Here is a 6,640-nt window from a genome sequence, read left to right on the forward strand (position 1 = left end):
TGTTATGTATGTGACAAAAACTCCTTTATTATTGTACCAAACTTCTCGCAATCTTCCACATGAATCGCATGTCCGGTTCCGTTAATTTCTTTCCAAACAACTGACGGAAACAGCTGCGACATTTCATAAGCAATCTTCGTAAATTTTTTATCTTCTGTACCAGTCAGAAGCAGTACAGGCATAGAAAGACTAGGAAGCTGCTCCCACCAAGATGGTTGTGAACCGGTCCCCATGCCTCTTAATGAACTGCTAAGACCAACAATGGAATTTTGCAGGCGCTGCTGCCGAACCATTTCCTGTTTTTTTAGCGGCAATTTATTTTGTGTCGCAAACAGAGGAATGCTTTCCCAATAATCGACAAATGCCCTTATACCTTCTCTCTCTATTTTCTGCGCAAGAGCCTCATCTGATTCTTTGCGCCGCAAACGTTCGTTTGTTGTTTTTAAACCTGGAGAAGCACTTTCCAATAGTAAAGATTGCACAGCTTCCGGAAAAAGAACAGCGAGCGTTAATGCTAGTCTGCCGCCCATAGAGTAACCGAGGACATGAAAACGGGAATAGCCAAGTTGATTCATCAGCTCTTTTAGATCACGGGCCACAAGTTCGATATTATACCTTTCCGCTTCGGCCGGGCAGCTGCTTTTTCCGTGACCGATAATATCTACGGTTATGCATCGGTACTCCCCTTTTAAATAAGCTATTCCCTCTTTCCATGTACCTACATTCCCTGTGAATCCGTGCAGCAGGAGCAATGGATCGCCGTTACCAATAGTTTCAACGTGATAGTGACAGTTCTCAATCATTATTTCCAAAAATCATCACCCGCCGTCAACTTGTTCATTTCCTGGGAAACTTTTTCCCATAATTCGCGGTGAGCAATCACATTTTTCACACGGTCGGTCACTGCTTCAATAATGAACAGGCCATCCGCTCGTTCAGCTTTGGCCATAGCGGTGTCTAATGAAGATAAGTCGCTTACTTTTTCATAGCCGGCTCCATATAATTGAGCAGCATAAGAAAAATCAAGGTCGGCTGGTGTGCCAAATAATCGTTCAAAATGCTTCGGTTCTGCTGCCTGCGGCAAATAAGAAAAGATACCCCCGCCATTATTGTTAATAACAATCACCGTCATTTTTATGCCATTCAACTTAGCAGCCAGCAAACCATTTAAATCATGGAAAAAAGATAAATCCCCAATAATTAAATAGAGAGGGGAAGTGACTGCAGCCGCTCCGAGGGCGCTAGAAACTAAACCATCAATGCCATTTGCTCCTCGGTTAGCCAGAAGTCGAACACGCCGATGATTAGCAAAAAAGAAAGAGTCAAGATCCCGAATCGGCATACTATTGCCAACAAATAAGGCGGATGGATCAGGCAGCCGCTGCAGTATTTCATAAAACAACGTTCCTTCATCTAATTCTTGATCTTCCCCTATACTTTCCATCTTCGCTTTTGCCCCTTGGTTTATTCTAATCCAGTTTCTCATCCATAGAGAAGTATCCTCACGTTCTTTCAAACAAGAAGTAAGCAGACGGCAAAAAGCACTTTCATCCGCAGCAAGCATATGAGTAGCAACACCAATTGGGTCTCTCCAGCCGCCGCCTCCGTCCACTACACAATGCACTTTTCCCGCATGCCTGCAGAGAAACTGCGTGAGTGCCTTTGACACAGGCATTGCTCCAAAACGCAGCACAACATCAAAGACGGCCTCTTGCTTCACTCGATCATTTCTTAAAAAAGCATCATAACTATCTATAATTAAATCAGAATAAACTGCTCCGCTTCGTAAACCAGAAAGAGGATCAGCTAATATTGGGTAGCCAAGCTTTTCAGCCAGTTCCACTACCACTTCTTCAAATCCCTCCGACTGCTGCTCCCCGCAAACAATCAATCCTTTTTCTTTTCCCTGCAGAAGAGCAGCCAGTTCCTCAATCTCACATTGCGGAAGAACACGCATTCCTTCATTTAAATGAATCGCAGGAAATCGATCGGTTTCTAATCGTTCAAATAAACCATCATATTCTGGAAGAAGCGGTTCACGGAAAGGAAAATTTAAGTGAACTGGTCCTGCGGGTGATTGTTTTGCTGTATATACTGCTTTAGCCGCAGTAGTACGCACATAACGCAGTATACTTTCCTCCGCATCTGGCAGTGCCATTTCAGCGAACCATTTTACATGAGTACCATACAAGCGGTTCTGGTCGATCGTTTGTGGCGCTCCTACTTCTCTTAACTCATGTGGACGATCTGACGTCAGCACAATGAGTGGAATACGCGCATTGTTTGCCTCTGTGATCGCCGGCAAATAGTTAGCGGCAGCCGTACCAGACGTACACAGCAATGCGGTGGGCTTCCCTGATACTTTTGCAAGGCCAAGGGCAAAAAAGGCCGCTGAACGTTCATCAATTTGAATATATTCCTTAATATCTGGATGCTCTGTTAATAAAAGCGCCATAGGAGTAGACCGCGACCCCGGACTAATTACGGCGCTTTCTACTCCCGCTTTTACAAGCCCATCGATAAAATGAGCATTATATAACGTTAAATCTTGTCGGCTATTATTCATCAGCAGCTCCTCCCAACGCTCGCAGCATAGGCCGGAACTTAATATATGTTTCCGCTAATTCACTTTCGGCCTCTGAATTTTCTACAATCCCGCATCCGGCATATAAAAATGCCTGTTGTTTTCTTAATAAACCAGAACGAATAGCAACCGCAAATTCGCCATTTTTCCGATAATCCATCCAGCCAATAGGAGCGGCATAAAAGCCTCTATCCATTTTCTCGAGCTGACGGATCACAGGAAGCGCCTTATCATTTGGCAGTCCGCCAAGCGCAGGTGTGGGGTGAAGCTTCTCCACAAATTGCAAAATCGAACGATCTTCTTCCGTAAAGCCGGTTACCGGCGTATATAAGTGTTGAATATCACGTATTTTCATCAGCTCTGGGGCACATGGAATATCTACTGTATGACATAAATGCTCCATTTCCTTTTTAATCATTTGAACGACATAATCATGTTCAATACGATTTTTCTCATCATTCAGCAATTGATTCCCCAATGCTTGATCTTCCTCATCCGTCTGTCCTCTTTTAATAGAACCAGCCAGACACGTAGATAAAATCACTTCGTCTCGCTTACGCACTAAGCGTTCAGGTGAGGCTCCAAGAAAACAGCATTTCATTGCCTCCAATGAAAAAATGAAACTTTCCGGCTGCTGCTCCATTAACCGTTCTAACACTTGATCTTGATCAATATCTTTATTAAAATCAGCAACGATCTTTCTCGCGAGGACGACTTTTTTCAATTCATCATCCGATCGAATCTGATCAACAGCCGCATTCACTGCCTTTTTCCACTGTTCAGCATCTTTTTCTTCTATATTAACTAACTGAGCATACTCATCTGGCTGATCTAATCCCACCTGCGCTAGCAGCCAGTTTCTTTTGGATACTAATTTATCAATCAACTCATCCAGCTCATCAGAAGGACAAATGACGTTCGTTGTTAAATAACAATCCCCTTCATAAGTTGTCAACATATATTCCGGTAAATAAAAAAAGGCAGACGAAAACTTTGTCCATTCTTCTTCTTGATTTTGCTTTGGATCAAAAGAAAAGCCGCCAAATAAAACAGGACCAACTCCATAAATATCGAAAGGATTGTGAATGGATGCACATTTAATCATATCATTCCATTTCTCTTCCGCTTCCCCATAACGTGACTGATCGGTCTTTTCACTGCAGACGGTATAAATATTGCCTAATCCGACAATTGCCACTTCTTCATCGCGATCTTTCCAGAAAAAGCGTTCCCCTGCATACAAAGCTTGTCCGCTTTTATAAAATTGCAGAGAATCTATCCAATCAACCTTTTCAACATAGCTAAATAAAGCGGGCTGCTTATTATTCTGTTTTTCTTGAATCGAATGTATAAGTGCTTTCTTGATCGGCTGGCTTTTTACAGTAGACAATGAACTCTCCTCCATTGCACTTAAATCAGTTATTATTTCTAGTCAAACCTATTTAAAGATACACCTCTAGAACTCCTTCTGTCAATGATTCCCCCTTATTTACGGCTATTTTGCCCTATTAGAGCTTGTCATATCATTCAGTCTCCTGACTATGTTTTTATTTAATAAGCTTTGTTAAACTCTCCTGATGATCTCCACCGGGGCACTCACTTTCCGCTCTAATCAACAATAATTATTAATATAGTCATTCAATAAGAAAAAATGAAAGAAGCAAAAGAAGATTTGTTTAGAAAAAAGAAAAAAGCCGTCCCCTCATAAAAGGAAACAGCTTTTTGTTAGGATGACCCGTACGGGATTCGAACCCGTGTTACCGCCGTGAAAGGGCGGTGTCTTAACCGCTTGACCAACGGGCCATATGGCGGAGAAGGAGGGATTTGAACCCTCGCGCCGCTTACGCGACCTACACCCTTAGCAGGGGCGCCTCTTCAGCCTCTTGAGTACTTCCCCATCAAACATATAAAAATGAATATGGCTCCGCAGGCAAGATTCGAACTTGCGACCGATCGGTTAACAGCCGATTGCTCTACCACTGAGCTACTGCGGAATGGAGTGGGCCTGAATGGACTTGAACCATCGACCTCACGCTTATCAGGCGTGCGCTCTAACCAGCTGAGCTACAGGCCCATTTACATAAATAAATGGAGCGGGTGATGGGAATCGAACCCACGACATCAGCTTGGAAGGCTGAGGTTTTACCATTAAACTACACCCGCAAATAAGAAGGTGGCTCAGGACGGAATCGAACCGCCGACACATGGATTTTCAGTCCATTGCTCTACCGACTGAGCTACTGAGCCATATCATTATGTATGAATGGCGGTCCGGACGGGACTCGAACCCGCGACCTCCTGCGTGACAGGCAGGCATTCTAACCAACTGAACTACCGGACCGTGATTGCGGGGACAGGATTTGAACCTGCGACCTTCGGGTTATGAGCCCGACGAGCTACCGAACTGCTCCACCCCGCGGCGATATAATTGAGAAAAGAAATGGCGGAGGAAGAGGGATTCGAACCCCCGCGCGGTTTAACCCGCCTGTCGGTTTTCAAGACCGATCCCTTCAGCCAGACTTGGGTATTCCTCCGAATGTTTAATGATTCAATTGGTGGACCTTGCAGGACTCGAACCTGCGACCGGACGGTTATGAGCCGTCTGCTCTAACCAACTGAGCTAAAGGTCCAATAAAATAGCGGCGGAGGGGATCGAACCCCCGACCTCACGGGTATGAACCGTACGCTCTAGCCAGCTGAGCTACACCGCCATAATAAAAATAATATTGGTGGAGCCTAGCGGGATCGAACCGCTGACCTCCTGCGTGCAAAGCAGGCGCTCTCCCAGCTGAGCTAAGGCCCCTCAATGTGTTAAAACTGGTCGGGAAGACAGGATTCGAACCTGCGACCCCTTGGTCCCAAACCAAGTGCTCTACCAAGCTGAGCTACTTCCCGTTTATATATGGCGCGCCCGAGAGGAGTCGAACCCCTAACCTTTTGATCCGTAGTCAAACGCTCTATCCAATTGAGCTACGGGCGCATAAGTTGAAATGGTGCCGAGGACCGGAATCGAACCGGTACGGTAGTCACCTACCGCAGGATTTTAAGTCCTGTGCGTCTGCCAGTTCCGCCACCCCGGCACTTTCTATGGAGCGGAAGACGGGATTCGAACCCGCGACCCCCACCTTGGCAAGGTGGTGTTCTACCACTGAACTACTTCCGCGCTTGAACAGGATGTTCTGACTTCTGTGTTTGTCACAGGACGTGACAGTTCTTAACAGAAGATCATTAGAACAGGATGCGGGTGAAGGGAGTCGAACCCCCACGCCTCGCGGCGCCAGATCCTAAGTCTGGTGCGTCTGCCAATTCCGCCACACCCGCATATAAAAGTGGTGAGCCATGAAGGACTCGAACCTTCGACCCTCTGATTAAAAGTCAGATGCTCTACCAACTGAGCTAATGGCTCGTCTTAATAAGACGTTTATTCTTTAAAAGTGGTGCCGGCGAGAGGACTTGAACCCCCAACCTACTGATTACAAGTCAGTTGCTCTACCAATTGAGCTACACCGGCAATACTGGTGGAGGATGACGGGATCGAACCGCCGACCCTCTGCTTGTAAGGCAGATGCTCTCCCAGCTGAGCTAATCCTCCGTTTTTGCCTGGCAGCGTCCTACTCTCACAGGGGGAAGCCCCCAACTACCATCGGCGCTGAAGAGCTTAACTTCCGTGTTCGGTATGGGAACGGGTGTGACCTCTTCGCTATCGCCACCAGACTGTATAAAGTTGAAAGAATTGTTCTTTCAAAACTGGATAATATGTTTCAAGTAACCGGCAATCGAGTGCCATTTGGTGTTGCTTTTCGCTTGTCCAGCTGCGGCGCCTTGCTCCTCGGGTCAAATAACCTTCAACCAATGAAGTCAAAGAACGAACTTCTTTGGTTAAAGAACATTTGCCTGTCGGAGCAGTACAGGCGCCTACGCTTTTCGTTATTGGTTAAGTCCTCGATCGATTAGTATTCGTCAGCTCCACGTGTCGCCACGCTTCCACCTCGAACCTATCTACCTGATCATCTTTCAGGGATCTTACTAGCTTGCGCTATGGGAAATCTCATCTTG

At 45.8% G+C, this 6,640-nt stretch carries 3 protein-coding genes, 20 tRNA genes and 2 rRNA genes; all 25 read right to left on the reverse strand.

Annotation, left to right across the window (positions count from 1 at the left end; genetic code table 11):
* Positions 1-2: 2 nt before the first annotated feature.
* Positions 3-812, reverse strand: a complete 810-nt coding sequence (menH, locus tag QYG89_RS03415) for a 2-succinyl-6-hydroxy-2,4-cyclohexadiene-1-carboxylate synthase (RefSeq protein WP_404314543.1) — start codon at positions 810-812, stop codon at positions 3-5.
* The gene (menD, locus tag QYG89_RS03420; protein WP_404314545.1) at positions 803-2,566 is read right to left on the reverse strand and encodes a 2-succinyl-5-enolpyruvyl-6-hydroxy-3-cyclohexene-1-carboxylic-acid synthase; all 1,764 of its coding nucleotides are present in this window, start codon (positions 2,564-2,566) and stop codon (positions 803-805) included. Before menD ends, menH begins: the two co-directional genes overlap by 10 nt.
* Positions 2,559-3,974: an isochorismate synthase gene (locus QYG89_RS03425; RefSeq protein WP_404314547.1), complete on the reverse strand. Its 1,416-nt coding sequence runs from the start codon at positions 3,972-3,974 to the stop codon at positions 2,559-2,561. Before QYG89_RS03425 ends, menD begins: the two co-directional genes overlap by 8 nt.
* A gap of 341 nt (positions 3,975-4,315) precedes the next feature.
* A tRNA-Glu gene (locus QYG89_RS03430) sits at positions 4,316-4,387 on the reverse strand.
* A gap of 3 nt (positions 4,388-4,390) precedes the next feature.
* Positions 4,391-4,481: transfer RNA gene (locus QYG89_RS03435), tRNA-Ser, on the reverse strand.
* Between the two features lie 22 nt (positions 4,482-4,503).
* Positions 4,504-4,578: transfer RNA gene (locus QYG89_RS03440), tRNA-Asn, on the reverse strand.
* A gap of 6 nt (positions 4,579-4,584) precedes the next feature.
* Positions 4,585-4,658, reverse strand: a tRNA-Ile gene (locus QYG89_RS03445).
* Positions 4,659-4,673: 15 nt separating this feature from the next.
* Positions 4,674-4,747, reverse strand: a tRNA-Gly gene (locus QYG89_RS03450).
* Positions 4,748-4,758: 11 nt separating this feature from the next.
* Positions 4,759-4,831, reverse strand: a tRNA-Phe gene (locus QYG89_RS03455).
* 17 nt (positions 4,832-4,848) lie between these two features.
* Positions 4,849-4,925, reverse strand: a tRNA-Asp gene (locus QYG89_RS03460).
* 4 nt (positions 4,926-4,929) lie between these two features.
* A tRNA-Met gene (locus tag QYG89_RS03465) sits at positions 4,930-5,003 on the reverse strand.
* 22 nt (positions 5,004-5,025) lie between these two features.
* Positions 5,026-5,118 (reverse strand) — tRNA-Ser (locus QYG89_RS03470).
* A 19-nt stretch (positions 5,119-5,137) separates the two neighbouring features.
* Positions 5,138-5,214 (reverse strand) — tRNA-Ile (locus QYG89_RS03475).
* 7 nt (positions 5,215-5,221) lie between these two features.
* Positions 5,222-5,295, reverse strand: a tRNA-Met gene (locus tag QYG89_RS03480).
* Positions 5,296-5,311: 16 nt separating this feature from the next.
* Positions 5,312-5,387 (reverse strand) — tRNA-Ala (locus tag QYG89_RS03485).
* A 15-nt stretch (positions 5,388-5,402) separates the two neighbouring features.
* Positions 5,403-5,479 (reverse strand) — tRNA-Pro (locus QYG89_RS03490).
* A gap of 8 nt (positions 5,480-5,487) precedes the next feature.
* Positions 5,488-5,564: transfer RNA gene (locus tag QYG89_RS03495), tRNA-Arg, on the reverse strand.
* Between the two features lie 11 nt (positions 5,565-5,575).
* Positions 5,576-5,664 (reverse strand) — tRNA-Leu (locus QYG89_RS03500).
* Between the two features lie 8 nt (positions 5,665-5,672).
* Positions 5,673-5,747, reverse strand: a tRNA-Gly gene (locus QYG89_RS03505).
* 76 nt (positions 5,748-5,823) lie between these two features.
* A tRNA-Leu gene (locus QYG89_RS03510) sits at positions 5,824-5,905 on the reverse strand.
* A gap of 9 nt (positions 5,906-5,914) precedes the next feature.
* Positions 5,915-5,990, reverse strand: a tRNA-Lys gene (locus QYG89_RS03515).
* Positions 5,991-6,019: 29 nt separating this feature from the next.
* Positions 6,020-6,095 (reverse strand) — tRNA-Thr (locus QYG89_RS03520).
* Between the two features lie 5 nt (positions 6,096-6,100).
* A tRNA-Val gene (locus tag QYG89_RS03525) sits at positions 6,101-6,176 on the reverse strand.
* Positions 6,177-6,182: 6 nt separating this feature from the next.
* Positions 6,183-6,298 (reverse strand): 5S ribosomal RNA (gene rrf / locus QYG89_RS03530).
* Positions 6,299-6,514: 216 nt separating this feature from the next.
* A 23S ribosomal RNA gene (locus tag QYG89_RS03535) occupies positions 6,515-6,640 on the reverse strand; the annotation flags it as partial.

Origin of the sequence: Bacillus lumedeiriae (assembly GCF_044891285.1) — a bacterium.
Lineage (GTDB): Bacteria > Bacillota > Bacilli > Bacillales > Domibacillaceae > Pseudobacillus > Pseudobacillus lumedeiriae.

Excerpts from the sequence above, each read along its gene's own strand:
- menD (WP_404314545.1), bottom strand. The coding sequence starts at position 2,566 with ATGAATAATAGCCGACAAGATTTAACGTTATATAATGCTCATTTTATC.